The sequence below is a fragment of the Enterococcus cecorum DSM 20682 = ATCC 43198 genome (assembly GCF_000407565.1).
Classification (GTDB): Bacteria; Bacillota; Bacilli; order Lactobacillales; family Enterococcaceae; genus Enterococcus_E; species Enterococcus_E cecorum.
Genome location: NZ_ASWI01000001.1, coordinates 29,148 through 53,312, shown reverse-complemented (window position 1 = coordinate 53,312; position 24,165 = coordinate 29,148). Strand labels below are relative to the sequence as shown.

22 protein-coding genes are annotated in these 24,165 nt (G+C 37.5%); 4 read left to right on the top strand and 18 right to left on the bottom strand.

The window, feature by feature from the left end; all coding sequences use genetic code 11:
* Window positions 1-165: 165 nt before the first annotated feature.
* The 6 genes from I567_RS00355 to I567_RS00330 form a co-directional block, all read right to left on the bottom strand.
* Entirely contained in the window at window positions 166-1,266 is a 1,101-nt protein-coding gene (locus tag I567_RS00355; protein WP_016250274.1) for a BMP family lipoprotein, read from the bottom strand.
* A 65-nt stretch (window positions 1,267-1,331) separates the two neighbouring features.
* On the bottom strand, window positions 1,332-1,736 hold the full coding sequence (locus I567_RS00350) for a cytidine deaminase (RefSeq protein WP_016250273.1): 405 nt from the start codon (window positions 1,734-1,736) through the stop codon (window positions 1,332-1,334).
* A 12-nt stretch (window positions 1,737-1,748) separates the two neighbouring features.
* Entirely contained in the window at window positions 1,749-2,411 is a 663-nt protein-coding gene (gene deoC, locus I567_RS00345) for a deoxyribose-phosphate aldolase (RefSeq protein ID WP_016250272.1), read from the bottom strand.
* A 9-nt stretch (window positions 2,412-2,420) separates the two neighbouring features.
* Window positions 2,421-3,728 carry a pyrimidine-nucleoside phosphorylase gene (locus tag I567_RS00340; protein ID WP_016250271.1) on the bottom strand — a complete coding sequence of 436 codons (1,308 nt, stop codon included), beginning with the start codon at window positions 3,726-3,728 and terminating at the stop codon, window positions 2,421-2,423.
* A 128-nt stretch (window positions 3,729-3,856) separates the two neighbouring features.
* Complete coding sequence (locus I567_RS00335) at window positions 3,857-4,876, bottom strand: LacI family DNA-binding transcriptional regulator (protein ID WP_016250270.1); 1,020 nt, start codon at window positions 4,874-4,876, stop codon at window positions 3,857-3,859.
* A gap of 227 nt (window positions 4,877-5,103) precedes the next feature.
* The gene (locus I567_RS00330; RefSeq protein WP_016250269.1) at window positions 5,104-5,700 is read right to left on the bottom strand and encodes a class I SAM-dependent methyltransferase; all 597 of its coding nucleotides are present in this window, start codon (window positions 5,698-5,700) and stop codon (window positions 5,104-5,106) included.
* A 621-nt stretch (window positions 5,701-6,321) separates the two neighbouring features.
* On the opposite strand from I567_RS00330, the gene coaA reads away from it, so the two are divergent.
* Window positions 6,322-7,245 (top strand): type I pantothenate kinase, encoded by a 924-nt coding sequence (gene coaA, locus I567_RS00325; protein ID WP_016250268.1) that lies wholly within the window; start codon window positions 6,322-6,324, stop codon window positions 7,243-7,245.
* Between the two features lie 160 nt (window positions 7,246-7,405).
* On the top strand, window positions 7,406-8,977 hold the full coding sequence (guaA, locus tag I567_RS00320) for a glutamine-hydrolyzing GMP synthase (protein WP_016250267.1): 1,572 nt from the start codon (window positions 7,406-7,408) through the stop codon (window positions 8,975-8,977).
* A 499-nt stretch (window positions 8,978-9,476) separates the two neighbouring features.
* On the opposite strand, the gene I567_RS00315 is transcribed toward guaA, so the two are convergent.
* The 10 genes from I567_RS00315 to I567_RS00270 all read right to left on the bottom strand — a co-directional run bounded on the left by I567_RS00315 (window position 9,477) and on the right by I567_RS00270 (window position 19,413).
* Window positions 9,477-10,778 (bottom strand): IS701 family transposase, encoded by a 1,302-nt coding sequence (locus tag I567_RS00315; RefSeq protein ID WP_016250266.1) that lies wholly within the window; start codon window positions 10,776-10,778, stop codon window positions 9,477-9,479.
* Window positions 10,779-11,033: 255 nt separating this feature from the next.
* Window positions 11,034-12,440, bottom strand: coding sequence for a 6-phospho-beta-galactosidase (lacG, locus tag I567_RS00310; RefSeq protein WP_016250265.1), 1,407 nt, complete (start codon window positions 12,438-12,440; stop codon window positions 11,034-11,036).
* 72 nt (window positions 12,441-12,512) lie between these two features.
* Complete coding sequence (locus I567_RS00305) at window positions 12,513-14,192, bottom strand: lactose-specific PTS transporter subunit EIIC (RefSeq protein ID WP_016250264.1); 1,680 nt, start codon at window positions 14,190-14,192, stop codon at window positions 12,513-12,515.
* Window positions 14,192-14,509 carry a PTS lactose/cellobiose transporter subunit IIA gene (locus I567_RS00300; protein WP_016250263.1) on the bottom strand — a complete coding sequence of 106 codons (318 nt, stop codon included), beginning with the start codon at window positions 14,507-14,509 and terminating at the stop codon, window positions 14,192-14,194. Before I567_RS00300 ends, I567_RS00305 begins: the two co-directional genes overlap by 1 nt.
* Before the next feature lie 31 nt (window positions 14,510-14,540).
* The gene (locus I567_RS00295) at window positions 14,541-15,374 is read right to left on the bottom strand and encodes a PRD domain-containing protein (protein WP_016250262.1); all 834 of its coding nucleotides are present in this window, start codon (window positions 15,372-15,374) and stop codon (window positions 14,541-14,543) included.
* 178 nt (window positions 15,375-15,552) lie between these two features.
* On the bottom strand, window positions 15,553-16,542 hold the full coding sequence (lacD, locus tag I567_RS00290; RefSeq protein WP_016250261.1) for a tagatose-bisphosphate aldolase: 990 nt from the start codon (window positions 16,540-16,542) through the stop codon (window positions 15,553-15,555).
* Between the two features lies 1 nt (window position 16,543).
* Window positions 16,544-17,476, bottom strand: a complete 933-nt coding sequence (locus tag I567_RS00285) for a tagatose-6-phosphate kinase (protein ID WP_016250260.1) — start codon at window positions 17,474-17,476, stop codon at window positions 16,544-16,546.
* 9 nt (window positions 17,477-17,485) lie between these two features.
* Window positions 17,486-18,001 (bottom strand): galactose-6-phosphate isomerase subunit LacB, encoded by a 516-nt coding sequence (gene lacB / locus I567_RS00280; RefSeq protein ID WP_016250259.1) that lies wholly within the window; start codon window positions 17,999-18,001, stop codon window positions 17,486-17,488.
* A gap of 26 nt (window positions 18,002-18,027) precedes the next feature.
* On the bottom strand, window positions 18,028-18,450 hold the full coding sequence (gene lacA, locus I567_RS00275; protein ID WP_016250258.1) for a galactose-6-phosphate isomerase subunit LacA: 423 nt from the start codon (window positions 18,448-18,450) through the stop codon (window positions 18,028-18,030).
* 195 nt (window positions 18,451-18,645) lie between these two features.
* Window positions 18,646-19,413, bottom strand: a complete 768-nt coding sequence (locus tag I567_RS00270) for a DeoR/GlpR family DNA-binding transcription regulator (protein ID WP_016250257.1) — start codon at window positions 19,411-19,413, stop codon at window positions 18,646-18,648.
* Between the two features lie 315 nt (window positions 19,414-19,728).
* Between I567_RS00270 and I567_RS00265 the strand changes: the two genes are divergently transcribed.
* Window positions 19,729-20,280, top strand: coding sequence for a biotin transporter BioY (locus tag I567_RS00265; RefSeq protein ID WP_016250256.1), 552 nt, complete (start codon window positions 19,729-19,731; stop codon window positions 20,278-20,280).
* 228 nt (window positions 20,281-20,508) lie between these two features.
* Here the strand turns inward: I567_RS00265 and I567_RS00260 are convergent, their stop codons facing one another.
* Complete coding sequence (locus I567_RS00260) at window positions 20,509-20,913, bottom strand: iron-sulfur cluster biosynthesis family protein (protein ID WP_016250255.1); 405 nt, start codon at window positions 20,911-20,913, stop codon at window positions 20,509-20,511.
* 104 nt (window positions 20,914-21,017) lie between these two features.
* Between I567_RS00260 and I567_RS00255 the strand changes: the two genes are divergently transcribed.
* Window positions 21,018-21,458, top strand: a complete 441-nt coding sequence (locus tag I567_RS00255) for a YueI family protein (protein ID WP_016250254.1) — start codon at window positions 21,018-21,020, stop codon at window positions 21,456-21,458.
* 28 nt (window positions 21,459-21,486) lie between these two features.
* Here the strand turns inward: I567_RS00255 and gshAB are convergent, their stop codons facing one another.
* A complete protein-coding gene (gene gshAB / locus I567_RS00250; RefSeq protein WP_016250253.1) occupies window positions 21,487-23,745 on the bottom strand; it encodes a bifunctional glutamate--cysteine ligase GshA/glutathione synthetase GshB in 2,259 nt (752 codons plus the stop codon).
* Between the last annotated feature and the right edge of the window lie 420 nt (window positions 23,746-24,165).

The following is a 24,165-nucleotide window of genomic DNA, read 5'->3' as shown; positions in this document are numbered from 1 at the left end:
GTCAACTTCTTTCACTTCCTTACTTATAAACATGATGCATCAACATTTTTTGTGAAAAATCAATTCCCACAATTAAAGAGATTAAATTAGTCTCCTTAATTGTAACCTTGATAGAAACTGTGATCTTATCACAAAGGATAAGATCACAGAATACATTACATTTAATTATTTACTTGGTTTTTCTGGTACTTCAACTTTACCGTCTAAGATATCTTTCTTAGCTGATTCAACTTGTTTCTTAGCTTCATCACTTAAGAAACCATCTGTTAAATCAACCCCGCCATCTTTAAGACCGTATTCTAAGTGTTTACCACCAGGGAATTTACCATCAGCAGCTTTTTGAGAAATATCGGCAACTGCAGCACCTACACCTTTAAGAGTTGAGCAAAGAGTTAAGTTAGCATCTTTACCATCTTTAGTTTTGAAGGCACCTTCTGCTTGTTGGTCGCTATCTACACCGATAACCCAAACTTGTTTTTCAGCTAATTGTGCTTCAGTTAATTGTTCATCAATTGCTTTAGCTTCTTGGAATACCCCTTGACCAGTACCACCTGAAGCATGGAAGATGATGTCTGCGCCACCTTCATAGATTTGAGCAGCAACAGCTTTACCTTTTGCAGGATCACCAAATGAACCAGCATATTGTACATCAACTGTAATTGTCTTACCTAATTTCTTAGCAGTTTCTTCTACACCTTTCACAAATCCAGCTTCAAAGCGGTCAATAACAACCCCTTCTTCACCACCGATGAAACCTACTTTATTCGTCTTAGTAGTAGCAGCCGCAGCAACACCAGCTAAGTAAGCAGCTTCATTATCTTTGAAAGTAGCAGATACTACATTATCTTCACCTTCGATTACATCATCAATAATACCAAAGTTGTTATCTTTGTTTTGAGCAGCAGCTTTCTTGATTTCAGGCGAAAGTTTGAAACCAATACCAAAGATTGTCTTGAAGCCATTTTGTACAGCAGAGTTAAGGTTAGTAGCATAAGCTGATTCTTTGTCAGATTGGAAATAGTTATAGCCACCTACACCTTTTTTCAGACCATTTTCTTTCCCCCAAGCTTGTAATCCTTCCCAAGCTGATTGGTTAAAAGAACGGTCATCAACCCCACCGACGTCAGTAACAATTGCTACACTCTTGTTGTCTTTGGCAGCGTCTTTTTTCGCGCCGTCATTTGATTTGCTTGAGCCACATGCAGCTAACACTAATGTACTAGTTAAAGCAACTGTAGCTAAACTGAATAATTTTGCTTTTTTCACTTCTGTAAAGCCCCCTAAATTAGATAAGTCTTATATGTTATCAGCCATATGCTGGATAACCGTAATTAATGTACATGTAAATCTTGGTTGGAAAAAGAGTAAGGTAATAATTCTTCCACCGTTGTTTCTTTGATGACACCTTCGTCGCCTATTAATGTGACTGGCATATCCGGTGTACAAAATTCTGCCATCACTTGACGACAAGCCCCACAAGGAGAGATTGGTTCAGGTGTATGGCCAGCAATCACCAAATGGCTAAAGTTGCGTTTTCCTTCTGAGACTGCCTTAAAGAATGCAGTTCTTTCGGCACAGTTTGTTAAGCCGTAAGAAGCATTTTCGATATTAATTCCTTGATAAAGTGTGCCATCTTCACAGACAAGACACGCCCCTACTGGAAAGTGAGAATAAGGGACATAGGCTTTATCAAGGGCTTGCGTTGCTAAATCAATCCATTCTTGTTTAGCTTTCATAGATACACCCTCTTAATAGCCAGTTCCTTTTTCACCAGCAATAATTGCCATACTTGCACTTACACCAAGACGTGTTGCCCCAGCATCAAGCATACTTTGTGCTTCTTGTGCTGTATGGATACCGCCAGAAGCTTTGACACCCATATCTGAACCAACTGTTTGGCGCATTAATGCAACGTCTTTTGCTTTTGCTCCGCTTGTTGAAAAACCTGTTGAAGTTTTTACGAAATCAGCCCCAGCTTTTTGGGCTAATTGACAAGCTTTGACGATTTCTTCATCGGTAAGTAAAGCTGTTTCGATAATCACTTTGACTAAAGCTTTATCTTTGGCTGCATCCACGACTGCTTGAATATCATTTAAGACAAGTTCTTCATTGCCATCACGCAAAGCCCCAATATTAATAACCATATCCACTTCATCCGCCCCATTATTGATGGCATCTGTTGTTTCAAAGGCTTTCACTGCCGTAGTATTGGCACCTAAGGGGAAACCAATGACTGTGCAGACTTTTACATCACTATCAGCTAGTTCTTTAGCTGCTAAACTCACCCAAGTTGGGTTAATACATACAGAGCAAAAATGATTTTCTTTTGCTTCTTTAATGATACGTAATACATCTTCTTTTTTTGTTTCTGCTTTTAAAATTGTATGATCGATATATTGATTAAATGACATGATAGACTCCTATTCTGTAATAATTCCATGGATTAATGGTGGTTCTTGACCTGATGGACCAATTTCAATGTTTTGATACAACAATGCCACCACATCTTGAATTTCTTCTGCTGGTTGATTTGCATAAATCGTTAGGACACTTTCACCTTCTTGAATGGCCTCACCGACTTTTTTACGTAATTTCAATCCAACCGCAAAGTCGATTGTATCTTCTTTGGTTTTGCGACCAGCACCTAACATCATAGCTGCAATTCCTAACTCATTGGCAACTAATTTAGTAATCACACCACTTTGTTTGGCTGGTAGTTCAATTTCATATTTAGCCGTTAATAGTTTTTCTGGGTGATCAATGACACTCACATCGCCACCTTGATTGGCAACCATTTCTTTAAACTTAGCAAAAGCTTTACCTGAATGTAGCGCTTCTTCCAACATTTCCCGTGCTTGTTCCAAAGTATCAGCTTTTTTCGCTAATACAACCATTTGGCTTCCTAAAACATAGCACATTTCTTCTAAGTCTTTCGGTCCTTTACCTTGGAGCGTTTCAATGGCTTCGACTACTTCTAAGCTATTACCGATTGCTTCTCCCAGAGGTTGTGACATATCAGAAATCACCGCCATCGTTTGACGATTTGCTAGTTTCCCGATTTGAACCATGGTAGAAGCTAGGCGTTTGGCATCTTCTAGATTTTTCATAAAAGCGCCGTCTCCAGTCGTGACATCTAAAACAATCGCATCGGCTCCAGCAGCAATCTTCTTACTCATAATCGAGCTGGCAATCAATGGAATAGAATCAACTGTGGCTGTCACATCGCGTAAAGCATATAACTTTTTATCGGCTGGGGCTAAATTCCCAGACTGACCGATAACTGCTACTTTACTCTCATTGACTAGTTCCACAAACTTATCTTCACTTAATTCGATTTGAAAACCTGGAATGGCCTCTAATTTATCAAGCGTGCCTCCAGTATAGCCTAAACCACGACCAGACATCTTAGCGACAGGCACACCGACACTGGCTACTAAAGGCGCCAATACTAAAGTGGTGGTATCACCCACACCTCCTGTAGAATGTTTATCTACTTTAATACCTTCAATATTCTCTAGATTCACGACATCGCCAGAATTTGCCATTGCCAAGGTTAAATCAGTAATCTCTTGGTCAGTCATATCCTGGTAAAAAATCGCCATCGTCAACGCACTCATTTGATAATCTGGAATTTTACCGTTTGTATAACCAGTGACAATCCATTCAATCTCTTCTTTTGATAAAGATTGACCATCACGCTTTTTGGCGATTAAATCAACCATTCGCATAAATTCTCCGTCCTTTCACAATACTTTATTATACAACAAAAAGAACAAGGCTTCATCCATCTGAGTAAAACAGTTTACGTATTTTGACAAAAATATGAAAGCCTTTGCAAACTCAATATAGACTACTTTTATTCTTTTGTCAACGGACGGACGCTCTCACGAATTATTAATTTAGTATTAAAAACTTTATTGGGAATTTCTCGCTCAGGATATTCAATCGCATCAACTAAAAATTTCGCCGCGGTATATCCAATGTCAAAAATAGGCTGAGCAATTGTTGTTAATGGTGGTACCATCGATTCCGTCAAACTCATACCGTCAAACCCAACCACAGAAATATCTTCTGGAACTTTCTTACCTAACTCGTACAAAGCTTGGTAACAGCCCATCGCCATTGCATCATTCGCACAAAAGATTGCAGTTATTTCATCGTCTTGAGCCAATAACTGTTTTGTTGCTAAATAGCCCCCACGAACTGTTAACTCACCAGCAACGGTACGATTTTTATGAAATGGTATATTCAAATCTTTCAAAGCATCTTTATAGCCATTCAGACGTTCTTCTAATTGATAATACCCCGTTTGTTCTTGTAACATGCCGATTTTTTGATGCCCTTGTTGTGATAAATATACAATTGTCTGGTAACAAGCTTCATATTCTTTAATAATTATTCTTCCATGATCACGTCGGTTGATGCCACGATCAATCAAAATCATCGGCATTCGATCTCTATAACGGTTATTTTTACGGATATTCTCAGGAATTAAATTCGGCGTTGCTAATAACACCCCATCAACCGAACGATGTGCTAACTCTTCTAAAAACTTGATTTCTTTATCTGGATCTTGTTGGCTATGACATAATACCAACATATATCCCAAAGGATCTAAATAACTTTCGGCCCCTTCAACAATCTTCGTAAAAAAGAGGTCAGTCACTTCAGGAACAATCATCCCAATTGTTTTTGAATGACGATTGATTAAATTGGAAGCAAAAAAATCTGGCTTGTATTGATATTCATTAACAATATCTAAAACGCGCTTCCTTGTTTTCTCACTAAAACGACTACCCTTATTATTTAATATTTGTGATACTGTTGTTATGGATACTCCTGCCATTTCTGCAATTTGTCGAATGGTCAGCTTCATTGCCATTCCTCCTCGTTAATAAAATTGTAGCAAAAAGAACAAAAATTGCCCACAAATCTTTTATAGTATTTTTAACTAAAATGAGAAATATTCGGATTTTTTCTGAGAATGTTCGTATTTTTATTAGAAAACGCTCTATTTGCTCACTAATTTTTTAAACGTTTACAATTATAAAGGCTAACAATGACGCACTTATCTCCCATTGTCAGCTTGTAAAAACATTTTTCCTATTTTACGCTTTGAATAATATAATATCCCTTATCCTTCTTTAAGATTTCCACATTACCGAAGACTTCTTGCATTTTCTTTTGGGCACTCGGCGCTCCTTGCTTTTTCTGAATAACGACGGTCAAAGTTCCTCCAGGCAATAGCAAGTCATAACTATCCGTCAAAATTGCATGTACCACTTTTTTTCCTGCTCGAATAGGTGGATTACTAATAATTGCCGCATATTGCTTTTGATGGACATTTTCATAGATATTTGATAAATGAATATCTACATTCTCTATTTGGTTTTGAGATGCATTTTTTTGTGCTAATGCCAAAGCTCGTTCATTGACATCTACCATTTCGACTTCTCGTTGCCAAGCATAAGCTAAAGATAAGCCAATCGGACCATAACCGCAACCCACGTCTAATAACGGTCCTGCTGGTAAATTTTCGGCACTAAATGTATCGATTAATACCCGTGAACCGTAGTCAATCGTAGCTTTTGAAAACACACCACTATCCGTCGTAAACTTAAATTGCTTTCCTTTTAATGTAAAAGTGAAGTTTTGAAATTCATGTTCTAAATTTGTGTTATTACTATAATAATGATTCATTCATCTATTCCTATCTGTTTGATTTCTCCATGTCTGGGCAAGCTACCTCACAACCTTTTATTGACGGTGTTCGGCAGCTAGACATTGTGAAATTCGCCCTCCCACTTGCAAAAATCTCCTTTCATCCGATTTTCGCAGTGGTAGGTAAGCACACGAATTTCTTCATGTCTGGGCAAGCTACCTCACAACCTTTTTGACGGTGTTCGAAGGGTAGCTACATCACATCTAAGCTGGCCTGCCTAGGAAAATCTTGAAATATAGCGGATTTTCCTGGCATTCCAGACAACCTTAGCTGCTTGTAGCTGACCGACCCTTCTCACAACCTTTTTTTGACGGTGTTCGGCAGCTAGACATTGTGAAATTCGCCCTCCCGCTTGAGAAAATCTCCTTTCATCCGATTTTCTCTGCGGAAGGTAAGCACACGAATTTCTTCATGTCTGGGCAAGTTGCTTCACAACCTTTTTCTCTTTTATCATACTAGACTTTTGTGTAAAATACAAAATTTTCAAAAGACCATGTAAAGTTATTTTCTTTCATATATTGGTAAGTAATTTTCATATCATCTTGGCTTATTTTATGGTAAACTGAAGTCTGTAATCTTATTTGAATCGAGGGTGTTCAATGGAAAATTTATCCAACTATTATCAAGTTCCTCGTGAACAATGGCAAGGATTTTATACTAATGGCAAAATGTCCTTGACCCAAAGCGAATTAGATAATATCAAAAGTTTAAACGATCGAATTTCAATGCAGGATGTAGAAGACGTCTATATTCCACTTTGTCATTTAATTCAATTATATATGCAAGCTGCTGAGTCCATCACATTAACCAAGGGCTTATTTTTACACCGCTATGTGAAAACGCCACCTTTTATTATTGGGATTGCCGGAAGTGTGGCTGTCGGTAAAAGCACCACCGCAAGATTGCTTCAGCATTTATTAAGCAAACTATTTCCAAGAAAAAGCGTCCAATTGATTACGACTGACGGTTTCTTACACCCAAATAAAGTCTTAATCGAAAAAGGGATTCTCAATCGTAAAGGCTTCCCTGAAAGCTATGATATGGTCCGTTTACTTGACTTTTTAAATCGCGTAAAATCCGGTGAAAAAAACATCAAAATTCCAACTTATTCTCATGAAGTTTACGATGTATTGGAAAATGAATATCAAACCATTCACCAACCAGATATCCTAATTGTTGAAGGAATTAACACCTTGCAATTACCGGCGAATCAACAAATTTATGTGAGCGATTTCTTTGATTTCTCCATTTATGTAGATGCGCATCCAAAATTAATCGAAAAATGGTATCTTGAACGTTTTGAGTCGTTACTTGATTCTGCCTTCCAAAAACCAAATAACTATTACTATAAGTTTGCCATCGGTGATCGTAAGGAAGCTTTGGATACCGCCCAGCATATTTGGGAAACGGTCAATTTAAAGAACCTCAAAGAATATATTTTACCAACCAAAAACCGTGCCGATATTATTTTGCACAAAACCGATAATCACGAAATTGACCAACTCTACTTGAAGAAATACTAGCAGACCGACATTTCTTACTATTTGAAGTAAATTTTTGATGAGAATTCTAGGAAATTTTCAGAAATACTTGTAAAATCTAGTCAAAGCGATTAATATTAGTACTTAATAGAAAGCTTTTGAACAAAAAGGCCGGATATTAAATCAATAGAATAAGGGGTATATGATTTTGAAGAATGTTGACAATTTGCCAAACATTGAAAAAATTATTGTACTAGACTATGGTAGCCAGTACAATCAATTAATTACACGTCGTATTCGTGAATTTGGCGTCTTTTCTGAATTGCTAAGCCACAAAATCACTGCTGAAGAAGTCAAGGCCATCAATCCTAAAGGTATTATTCTTTCAGGTGGACCAAACAGTGTGTACGATGACTCTGCTTTTGGTATTGATGAAGAGATTTTCAACTTAGGAATTCCAGTCTTAGGGATTTGCTACGGGATGCAGCTAATCACACATAAATTAGGTGGTAAAGTTGAGCCTGCTGTAAACAAAGAGTACGGAAAAGCTGAATTAGAAGTCACTACAAAAGAAGCACAACTATTTGCTAGCACACCAGAAAAACAAGTTGTCTGGATGAGTCATGGGGATTTAGTGACCCAAGCACCTGAAGGATTTGAAGTCGTCGCTACAAGTAAAGACTGTCCAATTGCTTCTATCCAAAATGCACAACGTAAAATGTATGGGGTACAATTCCACCCAGAAGTTCGTCACTCAGAATACGGTAATGATTTACTAAAACATTTTGCTTTAGAAATCTGTGGATGTAAAGGCGATTGGAGCATGGAAAACTTCATTGATATGCAAATTGCCAATATTAGAAAACAAGTCGGCGATAAAAAAGTCCTACTAGGTTTATCTGGTGGTGTGGACTCAAGTGTCGTTGGGGTGTTACTACAAAAAGCAATTGGCGATCAGTTAACCTGTATCTTTGTTGATCATGGCCTATTACGTAAAAACGAAGCGGACCAAGTCATGGAAAGTCTTGGTGGCAAATTTGGCTTGAACATCATTAAAGTAGATGCCAAAAAGCGCTTCTTAGATAAATTAGCTGGCGTGAGTGATCCTGAGCAAAAACGTAAAATTATCGGGAATGAATTTGTGTATGTGTTTGATGATGAAGCCGCAAAACTTGCTGGTGAACAAGGCATTTCTTTCTTAGCACAAGGCACACTTTATACCGACGTCATCGAATCAGGAACCGAAACTGCCCAAACAATCAAGTCACACCACAATGTAGGTGGACTACCTGAAGATATGCAATTTGAATTAATCGAACCATTAAACACTTTATTCAAAGATGAAGTGCGCGCATTAGGTACACAGCTTGGTATGCCAGATAGTATCGTTTGGCGTCAACCATTCCCAGGCCCAGGTCTAGGAATCCGTGTCCTTGGCGAAATCACAGAAGAAAAATTAGAAATCGTCCGCGAATCTGATGCTATCTTACGTGAAGAAATTGCTGCAGCTGGTCTTGACCGTGATATTTGGCAATACTTCACTGTTCTACCAGGCATTCGTTCAGTCGGTGTCATGGGTGATGGTCGTACTTACGATTACACGGTGGGGATTCGCGCGGTGACTTCAATTGATGGCATGACTGCTGACTTTGCCCGTATTCCATGGGATGTTTTACAAAAAATCTCTGTACGAATCGTTAATGAAGTCGCTCATGTCAACCGCATCGTGTATGATATCACTTCTAAGCCACCTGCAACTGTTGAGTGGGAATAAGAGAAAAGAGTCTAGAATCCTTTATTTATAAGGAGTCTAGGCTCTTTTTATATTATGCAACCAATAACCATTTAATTCTGAATTAACTTAATACCATCTATTATCTCTGTATTCAGGAGTAATAAACGAATCTTGCCAAAATGCATAATTCGTTATTCTCATTTCTTATTTCTACTACATTAGGGTACTTCTATCAATTTGATTAATTCACCCATACATTTATTGAGTCCTAATATGGCGTCACTACCAATGGTCATTAAATCAGTTATCAATCGTCCCATATATTTCCCAAACAATTTGGACACTGATAATGAATGTCTGTTTTTATTACATAATTTTTCACTTGAAATAATTTGATAATTTTTTTCAAAACTTTCTCATCTGAAAGATAGCACTCATCTATATAGATAATACTTTGATTGTTTCGTTCATCAAAAATAACTCTTCCTCGGGGTACATTAATATAATCATCTGTCAGCACTTTACAAAAAATAGTTTTCTATCCGTTTTTTAAGGGCATGCGAAATAAGACCCTGATATTTGGGCGTTTATTTTTGGCGTTTTGGGACTCTGCCCCCAAAGTATGGAAAATTTGTTCTTCAAGAATGACGCGGCTTAAGGCATTTTTGCGTGCACTTGTCCCTTGTGACATCAATGCAGAAAAGCGGCTATCTATCAATGGTAATATTTTAATTAATCCATAGGTGAAATTGATCAAAAAATTCATTCTTTCAATTTCTTCATAGGAGCGAACTTGATAGCTTCCAAAAGACCAAAATGTTTTGATTTCATAAAAGTAAGTCTCAATCTTCCAACGCTGTTCATAGTATTCTAAAATGCACCACAGTCCTTGAGTTTCAGGTTTAATGGCTGGTAATTTTTCAGGATCTATCGTGGAAATGAATAATCTTCCACCCTCTTGGTCAGATTTCTTTGTTCGAACGACATAAACCGGCATAGAAAATAGATGGGTTAGGCAATACGTCATGCCAACCTCATAAGTGCCATCACTATCTGAAAAAGCTATATCTGTACAACTGAATTTCTTTCCGTACTTACGTGGACGCCCGCGTTTACCAGTCTTTTCTGGCAACTCAAATAGCGCGGTATCTTTTCGAATATTAGCGATAAAATCAACGTTCTGATGAAGTTTGACAAAATCTAAAAGCTCTTTTTTGGGATACCAGCTATCACATTCTACAATGATGTGTTGGCTTGGTTTAAATGTCATTAGTGCAGCGGTAGCCATCTCTTCAGCCAATTTTAACTTAGATTTACCACCAGGAATGTACATTCGCATGGAAAAAGGAAACATGATGTATTCCACTTGTTTTCCACTCTGAATGGGAAAAGCAATCCCTAAAGTGACAAAATCGTGTGCATTCACATAAGCTTTCCCTGTATGTAAGGCGTGGTCGTGAAGTACTTTAACATGTGCAAATTTTTTGCCATACTTAGGCTGAAGCGTATCATCGATTAGGAATAGTACAGGATATTGACTGGAAAGCTCTTGAAAGCGATCTATTTCTAATAGAGATTGAAGGACTTTTAATTCAAGAATACCGAGCTTTTCTCCAATGACTGACAGTGTATGATAGTAAGTATTCAAGGATTTTCCGTAGTACAGTCGCAAAAACCAATTGTAAAAGGAGCGAACAGAAGCAATACCAGTTATACAAATCGTAGCTAATACCAAACCAGAGAAGTTCATTAATGTAGGCGTGGATAGAGTACCTGTAAAAATTTTAAAAATAATCGATGTAATGGAAATTAGCTTTGTAGTCTGATATGATTGAGTCATGTGGAAATACCTTCTTTCTATTGATTTTACTGCAATTTAATCTCACTAGAAGAAGCGTGGTATTTCCGCTTTTTTTTTGTTAAAATTTAAGAAAAAGTTGTAAAGTGCTGACTATCTTAAATTAAAGGAGGGAAAAAGACTGCTAAGCTATCCAACGCTTACGTTAAGTTCTCATTTTTTAATTCGAGCATAAAAACTGCCTCTCTTATATGAAAACAAGGATGCTAACATGAGCTAGGCATCCTTGTATTATTTTTATTCAATAACCTGTGTTTCTGATACTTTTTTATACCAATAAGCACTTTTCTTTGGATAGCGTTCTTGGGTTTCAAAGTCAACATAGAACAAACCATATCGTTTCTCGTATCCATTTGACCAAGAAAATACATCCATCAAGGACCAGATGAAATAACCTTTAACATTGGCACCATCTGAGATAGCATCTGAAATCACTTCTAAATGCTTTTTCACATAATCAATTCGACCATCGTCATAGACTGTACCATCTACAAATTCATCTTTATAGCCTAGACCATTTTCAGTGATGTAGATTTTCTTATAGTTTGGATAGTCATTTTTCACACGCATGATTTGGTCATAAAGACCTTGTGGATAGATGATCCAATCCCAGTCTGTTTTTGGAATATCAACTGGAGACTCTCTACGACCAACTCCTTTGATTTGATACTTAGAGCTTCCCTTTTCACCTTTACCATTATGGATAATTTCCGTTTCTCCATCATGAGCTCTCATCCAATCACTCATATAGTAATTGATGCCCAAGAAGTCGTTCAAATCTTTTGCGGCATCTAATGCAGCAAAGTCTTCATCACGAAGGTCTAATTCCCCACCATTTACTTTCAGAATATGGCGAACACCTTCAAGAGTCTTTTCAGAATAGTAACCCAAGTATGTTGCATCTAGGATAAATTTATTGTGAATAATATCTTCAAGTTCCGCTGCACGGACATCGTCTGGATTGGTTGGATCATAAGGATATTTCGTTGGCAATGCATGTACAACACCAATTTCTCCACTATAACCAGCATCCTTGTAGAGCTTAACTGCCTTGGCATGTGAAACCATCATATTGTGATGAGATTGGAATACTTTAGAAAGATCATACTGAATACCTGGCGGAAACTTCCCAACAAGATACTGACCGTCACCAATTGGGCCGATTTCATTAAAGGTTGTCCAGTAATTAACTTCAGGGAATTCTTTGAAGCAAAACGCTGCATAATTGACAAAGTGTTCAATGTTATCTCGATTCAGAAAGTCACCATTAGAATGTAGCGTTTCTGGTGTATCAAAATGGTGAAGCGTTACAAATGGTTCTACGTGACGTTTATGGCATTCCGCAAATAATTTATGATAAAACTCTACTCCCTTTGGATTCACTTCTCCAAAGCCTGTTGGGAAGATACGAGACCACGCAATTGAAATACGAATGCCGTTTACCCCAAATTGTTCACTTAATTCTAAATCAACTGGATAACGATTATAAAAATCAGAAGCTGGTTCCGCAGTGTACCAGTAATTATCTTCTAGATACTTATCCCATGCAACACGACCTTTTCCATCTGTCTTTGTGGCGCCTTCTGCTTGATATGCAGCAGTTGCTCCACCAAATATAAAATCTTTTGGTAATGTTTTAACCATATGCCTACCTTCTTCTATCAAAAATAAATAAAGGGGTAGGAGTTGGAGATTTAAAACTCCCTCCCCTTTTGATTAAAACTGTTGTTTGACAAAGTCAAGTGCACCTTGACCATCACGAGTGAGTTTAATGTATTGAGCCCCTTCAGTTTTGGCAAGTTTAATGCCCAATGCATCGGTTTCTTGTTTTATATCATCATAGTTCGATGCTACTTGAGGTGCAAGTATGACTAATTGATACTCTGGCAAAATCTCACGGTGAGCACCATAACTTCCTGCTGTCGCTGTGACTGGAACACCATATTCTTTTGCAGCCTTAGTTAGTGCGTTGGCAAGCAATCCACTTGTACCGCCTCCTGCACAAAGTACCAGTACGTTTGTTTGTTCAGAAATTTCGGTATCAACTGAGGCTTTTTCAAGAATAGCATCTGCTTTGGCAGTATTGAAGTTAGCTGCCACTTTCTCTTTCAAGCTATTTTCTACTTTACCTGATTGTTCCTCAGAAAGAATTTGCTCATCGTAAACTTTCAAGAATGGATAATAGATAAGTACATCGACAAATACCAACAAGATAGCTAATACAAAGGCGAGTGGAGCAAAGTTTGTTCCCATGACAATCCCCAACGGACCCGGAGTTGTCCATGGTAAGTTGACGCTGAAACTGTTCATTTTTAACGTATCAACAAAGAATTTGAAAATCCATACGTTGGCAATTGGAGCTAAAATAAATGGAACAAAGAATACTGGGTTGAGTACGAGTGGTGCACCAAACAAGATTGGTTCGTTTACACCAAAGAAGGTTGGAACAACTGAAGCACGTCCAATTGCTTTATTTCGTTTAGACTTAGTCAACCACATAAACATGAATGGTACAACTAAGGTAGCACCTGTACCACCCATTGTCACGATAAACATTTGAGTACCTGAAGTCAGGATTTTGTCAGCGTGTTGACCCGCCTGCAAAAGTTGGAAGTTGGTTTCAACATTTGCATAAGTAATGGCTGCAATTGCTGGCTCAACAATAGATGGACCATGAATCCCTACAAACCAGAACAAGGCATAGGCACCAAAGATAATGGTAATACCAACATAACCATCTGCTGCTGTAAATAATGGCTCAAATAATTTTAGAATAGCCTCAGCAACGTTTGTTCCAAGGAATTGACGCGTCGCAAGATCAATTCCATACAAAACGAAGATAGACAATGCATATGGAATTACATCTTTAAATGCCTGGGATACGTTCGGTGGAACTTCGTCTGGCATACGAATGGTGACATTGTTTTTCACACAGACCTTATAGAGATTAACCGTAATGAAGGCTGCTAGAAAGGCTATCAAAAGACCCTTAGTTCCCATGTAACCATTGGCAAAACCACCTTCAATACCGTCAGAAGCCAGTAATAGGAAACCTGAAATTGAGGCAATCATGGTTGAAATGAAGTTGATTTGATTGGTTTTTGGCAATTGACGGTTAAAAGCGTCTGTCAAAGATTTTGCGGTCGTTCCTGCAACTAGGACAGCTACAATCCCCATTGTGTAATCGTAAGGTTTCATGATGGCAGCAACTACTTCATCAGACCAAGTAAAACCAAAGATATTAGGTACGTAAGCTACCAATAGGAAGATACTTGAGAACAAAATAACTGGCATTGCTGCGATGAAACCATCACGGATAGCCCTTAAATATGGATTTCTCGAAATCTTTTCAAAGAAAGGCTTCCCTTTCTCAATGAATTCAATCAATTTATTCATTACTTATCACCTCGTTTGTACAGTTCAATCATATGACTCATCATGTCTTTCAATAATAATGTCGTCATGAGATGGTCTTGACCATGCATAAGCGTCACACTAAAGGCTAAATCCTCACCAGCCGCTTCTTTTTGCAACAAGCTAGTCTGAGCATGATGAGCTTCAACAATACAAGCATTGGCAGCTTCAACTAGTTCTTCTGCTTTTGCATAGTCTCCTTTTTGAGCAGCAGCCAGTGCCTCCATCATTCGAGAACGTGCATCACCAGCGAATGCAACAATCTCAAAACCTAATAACGTAATTTCCTCTCTGTTCAAAATATGAACCTCCTTTTAAAATTGAATTGATTTACAATAATCGTTGAATATGTAGTACAATATAGAACCTTTCACTGTCATTTACAGGTTCATCAACTAATGTTGTGATCATCTCAAAAATCTGACTTCCAATCAGGTAAGCTCTTGGATTCTGGAGCTTGATATACTGTTCCAAACTAGCAATAGATTCATTTGACTGATGAGATCTATCTAAGTAATTCAAAAAATAGGACAAATGGATCATAAAACGATCATAAAAATTGCTATTTTCTTTCGAACGTTTAATCCCATTCTCCGTTAAGATTTGTTCAACCTCTGCTATAATTTTTTTGCTGATGTCATGTTCTTCACTTGTGGGATGAATGGTTTCACCCTTTGCATTAATTAAGTGAAGGGCAATTCTTCCAATCTCATCATTGGGAAAATCTTTTAGCAACTTTTCACGAAATATAGCTAAGGCTTCACGCGCCATGTTATATTCCAATGGATATTCGGATGAAATATTGGGCAGCTTACTTTCTTGATAAGTATTCTTTAGAACCGCCTGATATGCACAATAGATATGATCTGTCAGTGTCACATAGAGATATTCTTGTACAGGATAATGATACGTTGCTACTAGATGATTGATAACTGTGTAGGTTGCCGAAATAAAATCTAAGGGAATATCTTTTAATAATGTTAGAAAGCTTTCTTTGGCCTCATCATTTTTTAGCGAAAAGATATTCTCTATCTTATCCTTAACAATCAAATCTCCCTTTTTCTTTTGAAAGGTTATACCTAATCCCATCACGACTGCCTGTTCCCCATGTTCATTTTTTACCAGAGCAGCGTTATTATTTAATGACTGTATAATCCTAAACATAAAACCCTCCTATATTTTTAAGCAAAAAAGACTACAAACAAACCGAGAACATTCTACTCCCAAATCCATTTGTAGTCTTGCCTAATCGAATTAGTTACAATCCACTCTATATTCTTGCTGATAAGATTATTATAGCATATCCTTAGAAAATGTAAACCCTTTCTTTTGAGAAAAATGGTTATTTTTTATAAAATTTTTCTACCCAGGATGTTGCAGTTTGAGACAAGACGGCATCAAGTCCCTCAATATTTTCACGACCAACAGTTCGTAACCATTCGCGGGCTGCTTCTTCTCCTTTTTCAATATATACTGGCACAACACCTGCCCATGTTGCACGACCACAGAGAACACCATTAAATTTAGCACCTGATTCATGTGCAAACACTAGTGTATCTTGGAAGAGTTTAGCAGAAACACCTGCACTTAGATAAATATATGGCAAATGAGTTGATGCTTCTTGTTGATGGAAATATTCGGCTGCTTCTTCTTTTGTATAAACGACTTCCCCTGTTCCAAACCCTTCTACAAAATTCATATTCACAGGTACTTCTACCTTGAGAACATCTACTCCAAAACGTTCATCAGAAAAGACTTTCATGGCTTCATTTACTTTTCTAGGTTTAACTTTAGCAAACTCTACACTAGCATTGTCTTCAATCGTTTCATCGTAGCTCAAAATTTCCAAGAAGAATGGCAAACCTTCTGCCTGACATTCTGAACCTAAGCGTTCGATATAAGCATGTTTTTGAAGATTGACATATTGGTCACCATCAACGTCATAGTAAAGTAGAAACTTAATGGCATCTGCCCCCTCTTCTTTTAATCGTTTTACAGACCACTCTACTAGGCAATCTGGCAAACGACTAGTAGAGCTAGTGTCATAGCCAGTTTTTTCATAGGCCAAAAGCAAGCCACACTGTTCATCGCGGGCGCGTGAAGCTGGTAAGCCAAATTCAGGGTCTAAAAGAATAGAAGAAGAAAACTGTGTTAGTTCTTCAGAAACTAGAGTTTTTAGTTCTTCCATCTGCTCCACAGTAGGTTCTTCTGCCTGATGTTTTGCCATCATTTTTTTCAAGGCTCCACGTTGGTCGAAGGCAAGAGCTGAAATGACTCCTGCATCATTGCTGACTTTTTCCATATATTTTCTTTTTTCTGCTGTTAATACCATCTTAAACCTCCTCGACTTCAATTTGAGAATACAATACTTCTGAATGTTCTAAGTTGACATAACCTGTCTGTTCTTCTTGAGCATTTAACATGCCCAAAACATTTGCATTTTTTAGTAGTCCTACATCAGGCAATGCATGTGCCAAACTCGCTGCAATACCTGCAACGGTTGAATCACCCGAACCTACTGGATTGACGACATTTATTTTTGGAATTTTAACACGATAGAACTTGTCATTGTGCTTAGCAAAAGCTCCCTTTGCACCCAAGGATACGACTATCCATTCAATTCCTTGGAATAATTGACCAGATAGAACTGATTTCAATTCTTGAATATCATCTGTGATATTTTTGCCAATTAACTGTGATAACTCTTCTGTATTAGGCTTAATAACCGTCGGCTTCTGCTGGCTTTCTAAAACTTTTTTCAGTGCCTCACCAGAACAGTCCAAAACAACAGCTACATCGCATTGTTTACAAAGTTCTACAATCTCTACATAATAATTGCTAGCAAGTCCCTTAGGCAAACTTCCTGAAATAACAACAACCTCTACATTGTTCAGAATAATTTCTAGATGTTCGATAAAATTCAAGGCTTCATGTTCTTGGATAGTTGGTCCTTGTTCTAAAATCTCTGTCTGTTGACCATCGTGAAGCACCGCAATACAGTTACGTGTTTCGTTCCCAATTTCCACAAAGGAATTTTTAATATCATTTCGAGTAAGTTGTTTCTTTACATAACTTCCAATCTCACCGCCAATAAAGCCTGTTGCTATAACATCTTCACCGACTTGTTTCAAAACCCGTGTGACATTGAGCCCTTTGCCACCAGCTGTTTTTTGAACTTTTTCTACTCGATTGACCGTATCCAAATGAAAGGTATCCAATTGATAGGCAATATCAACCGACGGATTTAAAGTGATCGTCAAAATCATGTGAGCCTCCTAGTCGTGGTATTCTCCGCGATCCCACTTTTCAAGAAATTCCGTAAAAAACTCTGGATTAGCTTGCTCTTGATTGAGCGTCTCAACTGCAGCAATCTTTTCGATCAAACGTTTATTTTCTTCAGTTGGTTTGTATTCTGCTTTAATGAAGGCTTCAATGATGTCACACATAAGCAACTCACCTGTAATCTTTCCTCCAAAACCAATGACGTTGGCATTTAACTCTTCCTTAGCGTAAAGTGCTGAGGTCATATCACGAACCAAGGCTGATCGAACACCAGGAACCTTGTTTACAGCATTGTTGATACCAACACCTGTTCCACAAATACAAATACCCAAATCTGCTTTTCCGCTTACAACAGCTTCACCAACTTTTTTACCAAAGATTGGGTAATGAGTACGAACATTGTCATAAGTCCCAAAGTCCAATACTTCATATCCTTGATTTTTCAAATAATCTACCACAGCGATTTTTTCATAGGTTACAATGTGGTCACAACCGATTGCAATTTTCATCTCTTATTCTCCTTTGTCTACAGCAATTAGCACATTTTATTTAGCATATCGATACGAATTTGGTGACGGCCGCCATCATACTTACCTTCAATAAATCCTTTAACGATATTTTTAGCAATTCCTTCTCCTACAATCTCACTACCGATTGTAATAATACGCGAATTGTTGTGTCCTCTTGTCATATAGGCAGAACGTTCGTCTGAAACTCCTGCAGCGATCATACCTTTAACTTTAGTTGCGGTCATGAATGGGCCAACTCCATAAGCATCAATCACAATGCCTAGATTTTCTTCCTCTTGATTGACTGCTGCAACTACCGCCAAAGTTGTATCAACAAAATCACTTCCATCACTGACATCTTTAAAGTCATATGATTTTTCTTGTAAATAATTTTTAATAAGGTCTTTTAGTTTTGAGCCCGCTGGATCAGCACCGATAATGATTGTCATAACCTCTCTCCTAACAAAAATATAAAGTTGTAGCCATATATGGCAAAAAATCTTTGTTTTGCAAAACTTAGAAAAAGCGTTTTCACTTTTTATGTTTAAATTATACAATCAAACAAACATAAAGTCAACATATTTTGTTTATTTTTTTTCGTATACAAACAAAAAACCAACATTTTGCTGTTGGTTTTGATAATTTTATAATTTTGTTGAAATAATTTCAATGTGGTTATGTAATAATTGGTAGTTTTCATCATTCGCATTCATATCTGTCACTAGTGCTGTCAAATCATTCAAATCACAAAAAGAAGTAAAATCATCTTTTCCAATTTTCGAGGCATCTAGCAGTAGATATTTTTCTAAAGAATGTTTAATAGCAATATTTTGCGTATAAGCTTCAGCTAGGGTGGAAGTCATGACATCACTCCCTTTAAGCCCGTTACCTGAAAAGAAAATCTTGCTGAATCGCAGTTTTTCTAAACTTGTATTGGTAATTTCTCCTACAAACGATTCTGTCACTTGGCGATATTCTCCTCCAAGGAGAAAGACTTGAAAATCCTCTGTCTTCTTTTGTGATAAGATGGTAAAAACAGGCATACAGTTTGTGATGACAGTTAGACGAGGATTTTTAATGGCTTCAGCCAGAAAGGCCACTGTTGTTCCTGGACCTAAAAATACCGTGTCTCCATCTTCTATCAGTTGTGTTGCCCTTTCTGCTATCTCTTGCTTGGCTTCCTTATTTTGAATATGTTTCTCAGAATGAGAATATTCCCGATATTGAAAAGCCTTATTACTTCTAGCACCACCATGGATTTTGGTTAGAACTCCTTGCTCTTCCAATTCTATAAAATCACGTCGAACTGTCATATCAGTAACATTTAGCAATTTAACAATCTCAGAAATTCGTACCGTACCTTTTTTATTTACCAATCGTGTAATTTCTTCTAGTCGTTCTCGTTTATTCATGTTTAATCCTTTGTTGTTTTTTTTACATTATATCAAATATAGACAAGAATATGTTGGAATTTTGAACATTTAATCAATATTAATGGAAAAATCGTCTGTCTTGTATTTATCCATATTTAAAACTCTTACGTATTCATCCAACTTCCTCACCGCATTTTCGTATTCTTCGATATTATTCACTTAATTACAACAAATAGAGAGTACTTTTTACTTTCGTTAACCTTTATTTGCATTTTGGTAAACATGATGTTATAATCTTTTTGAGTTAACCAGAAATTAATACATGGTTAACATAATTAAAAGGAGAATTTAATTATGCAAAATATTCGATTACAAAAACAATTGGTCGCAGCGATTTTTGCCGCAGTGATTGCCGTATTTGCGCAATTTACTATTCCTTTGCCAATTGTTCCCTTAACGCTACAAACCTTTATTGTTGGTTTAACTGCCACGATTTTAGGACGTAAAGTAGGTAGTCTTGCGGTTATTATCTATCTTGTTTTAGGTGCGATTGGGCTACCCGTTTATGCTGGTGGTTCGGCGGGTGTCGGTGCCTTATTTGGTCCATCAGGGGGCTATCTATGGGGATTTGTACTATGTGCATTCCTCATCGGGGCCATCATCCAAATGAATCCGAAAAGCTTTGTGACGGTACTAATTGCCAATATAATCGGGTTTGCGACTACCTTAATTGTTGGTAGCATTTGGTTAAAATTTGCGACCGGCATGCCATTGAATCAAGCCCTCATCGCTGGTTGTGTGAACTTTTTGCTACCAGATATGATTAAAGCCATTTGTTCTGCAGGTATTGGATTTTTGGTATGTCAGAGATTGCCACAACGTTTTTTGAAATTAGTCCAAAATTAGGTATCTACGCTAGATTCTTTTCTAGTGTATGTAATATTTAGATGGTTTTCCTATTCTCATTGACCATCTTCCATAATTAGTAAAGCCGAGTACGTTTTTTTCCATTCTTTTCGTACTCGGCTGCTTTTTTCTATTCAAAAAAATGTAAATAAAGTAGATTTTCCAATGATTTGGATTCTCTTAGTTATTCAACGTTCGCTAAACACTAGGCTAACTTATCCTTATTTATTAACAAGTACCTGGAGTAGTATTCGTTTTGCCTTCATAATCGGCAGGGTTAATCCGTCTAACTTCGATATTGTTGGCTAAAATGCCACTATCTGAACGTAATTGCAAGGCATGATAGACAGGTTCAACTACCACTCGAACATCTTCATCTAGTAACATTTCCGATCTTGACTTCATATAAACTTTGCCAAGCGGAGTTTCGTGTACATGATCATAGACCGCTAATTTTTCTTGGTCAAAGTCACCTGGGACAAACAAGAAACGAAAACTTGGATATAATTGACAACTGGCAGCGCTATCGACAAAAGGTCCCGTCGCATCTTCATAGTCAAGCAAGATATAATCTCCCTTTTGCATTTTTGTTTGTAATTTTTCGATTGCTTCTGGCGTTAAAGTTAATTTCATTTTCCTCACCTCGCTTCTATTCTAGCACATTTTCTACGTTAAAGCTGTTTTGACGACTTCAAGTGCTTTTGTTACAATGGAGAAAACGAATCGGAGGAAAATGCATGAGCGATCAATTACAACAACATTTAGATAAGTCTCTATACGGCGCACCGAAAATCAATCCCGAAGAACAAGCAAAATATCTAGGGACTTTTAGAGAACGTTGCTTACTTTCCATGACCAAAAGTGAAATGCAAAATCCTAAGCTACAAACCACTCTGAAAAACCATCTAGCAGAATTTAAAGGCTACAAAGCGTTATTAAATGCGAAATTGCCCGAAAGTCTGCAAGCGACCTATATCACCATTCTCAGTCAAGCTCAAATTCCTTTTACCGTCACCGAGTCAAGTCAGCCTTGTAATGAGGATAGTATCGGCTTGTTAATCGTGGATAGTCAGGCAGTCAACGAAGCGATCATTGATATTGCTGAAAAATATCCATCAAACACAAAAGAGCCTACATCCAAAAAACATGAATCTTTTTGGCATAAGCTCTTTTCATAAGGTTCGCCAATCAAATTTGGCGAGCCTTTTATATTTTCAAGGTTGGAAATAGCATCTGCAACACTTCTAAGGTTAAGCGGCGTCCTTTCCCTTCATATGGATAGGCGTGCATATGCATAGCAGGGTTGAAATTCGCCTCAATAATTCCATAAGCATCTGGCGCAGTGGCACTTTGATGATAATCCGGAATAATTAAATCAATACCTGAAATTTTCGCTCCCAATGCTTCGACTGCTTGAGCGGCAATTTGCTTATAATCATCCGGAATTTCATCGGTCATATCAATCGAATCGCCACCTGTAGAGATATTGGAATTTTCTCTTAACCAAGCTGTGACATCCTTTGGCAAGATCGTTTCAAAATCATATCCCTGTTCTTTAAGCATCAACGCTTCGATATCGCCTAACTGAATCTTTTCTAACGGATAACGATGATGCGTGCCGCGTAAAATATCTTGGTTTTTCTGTTCAACTAATTCACGAATAGAATGTAGCCCATCGCCTTTGACATTTGCTGGCACTCGTAACATGATAGCCTTGGTCTGACCATTAATCACAAAGAAACGATATTCAGTACCGGCAAAATATTCTTCTACCAAAACATCGATATCTTCTTTAAAAGCAATTTCTAAGGCTTTTTGATAATCCGCTTGACTCATCGCCTCTTTAAAAATCGTAATTCCTAGCCCGTAGTTGGTACTCTTAGGCTTAATCACTACTTTTCCTTGCGCATATTTAGGATAATCTCTTAAGGCACTGGCTAAATCTTGGTATTCCGCACCTTGAGGGACTCTAAAATGAGAAGCGGCAAGCACTTTTTTCGTTACCACTTTATTTTCCATGATTAATGGGACGACATAGTTATCTTTACTGGTCATATTCGCCTTTTTCACATATTCTGTTTGGCCATCGTAAGTTAATTTGATAAACTGATCGACCTCATCCAATACTTCAACTGTCACGCCTTTTTGAATGGCATCAAACATCATGATTTGCGTCGATAATTCCATGCTACGATATCCTGCCAACTGATAAGGATGCGCCCAAGCTTTTTCGTGATATTGACGTCCTAATTGCGTTGCCAGTTCGTGTTGCGTTTGGTTTTTTAATTTAGCAATGTACTCACTAGCTAGCGTGGCTTGTGGGTGGCGCGCCATCTTTTGCCATTTTCTAAGCCATTCTTGTTCTACAGGTAAATCTAACTCTTTGACTAAAGCCACCAATTCATCAATAATGCGAATCACTTCTTCTTGCAAGGCACTTTCTTTTTCAGGATGCTCCATGGCGACTTGTTGGTTGTATTGCTCACCAAGTTGTAAAAAGGCATCGACATCACTTGGCGCTTCTTGAGTTAATAAATATAATAAGAATACTTGGATAAAAACAAGCTGTTCTTCATTGATACCAATCGCTTCAAAAGGATTTAAGTCCACATTACGTAATTCAATGTAACGAATCGCATCTTCTAAATACTCTTCGCCTTTTCCTTGACGTAAACGCACGGCTGAATAGAACTCTTTTTCTTCAATCAATTTTCCTTGGGCGACGAGCTGTTTTAAATCTTGACAATACTGGTCAAAACTTTCAAAGCTGACATGAAGGGCTTCTTTGTTTTGGTAGCCAGCTTTAGAATTACGAATACTACGAACATAATCATGAGGGGCATCGGATAGACAATAGTTCTTTTCCGGAAGTGGAGAAGCCCCAAATAGATAGGTGTAAACATAACGATAATGTAAGTATTGCTGTGTGAGGTGCAGATACACTTGTGTACGAAAGGCAGCCAAACTCACTGGACTATTTTCTAATTGATGAAGGGTCGTCATGAATTTTTGACCTAACTCGATATTGACATGAATCCCACTAACCATTTGCTTACGTTTACCATAAACTTTTGCCAAATAACGACGGTATAACACATCTTCTTTTGTCTTTAGTTTGGCAATCATAATTTGTTCTTCATCATCAGGCAAGGCTGGCGGCATACTTAAGGGCCAAAGCATTTCCTCAGGATTCATAGAACGATAAATAACATCATGAATCATTGCTAATTTTCGCAAAGCTTCTTTTGGACTATTTGTCACTGGTGTAATTAATTCGACCTGCGTTTCAGCAAAATCTGTTTGAATATATGGATGAAAAGTCCGGCTTCCTAATGTTTTGGGATGATCGCTTTGTGCTAGATTGCCCGCTAAATCGACACGTTGACTTTCCTTTTCCAAGCCAATGCGCATTTCCAATAAAAACGGGCGAATCGCTTCTTTATGTAAAAGTTCTGAATAAGACATCATTCAACCTCTTTTTCTGTTTTTTCTCATTATAACAAAGACATTTCCAAAATCACACTAGACTGCTCAAAAATCAAAATATTTCATACTTTTTATAACAAATATGCATCAACTAGCTATCTAAGTGAACAAATAAGCCGCCCTATCTTTTTTGTCCTCAGTTCATTTAACGTAAGCTTTTCACATCTTCCAAAATTTCTGCGAGTCTTTTGTTGAATCAAATATGTCCTGATTACATTTCAGACCTCACCACCTACTATTTTGAAGGTTCGAATTCCACTGCGATATTTTACTGACATAGCACAAGGCAATACAATATACTACAAAGAAAGGAAGGCGATAAGATTATGGCATTTCTATCAGATTATCAGAAGAAGAAAGAAAACTTGCGGATTGAATTTAAATAGTGATTGAATTAGT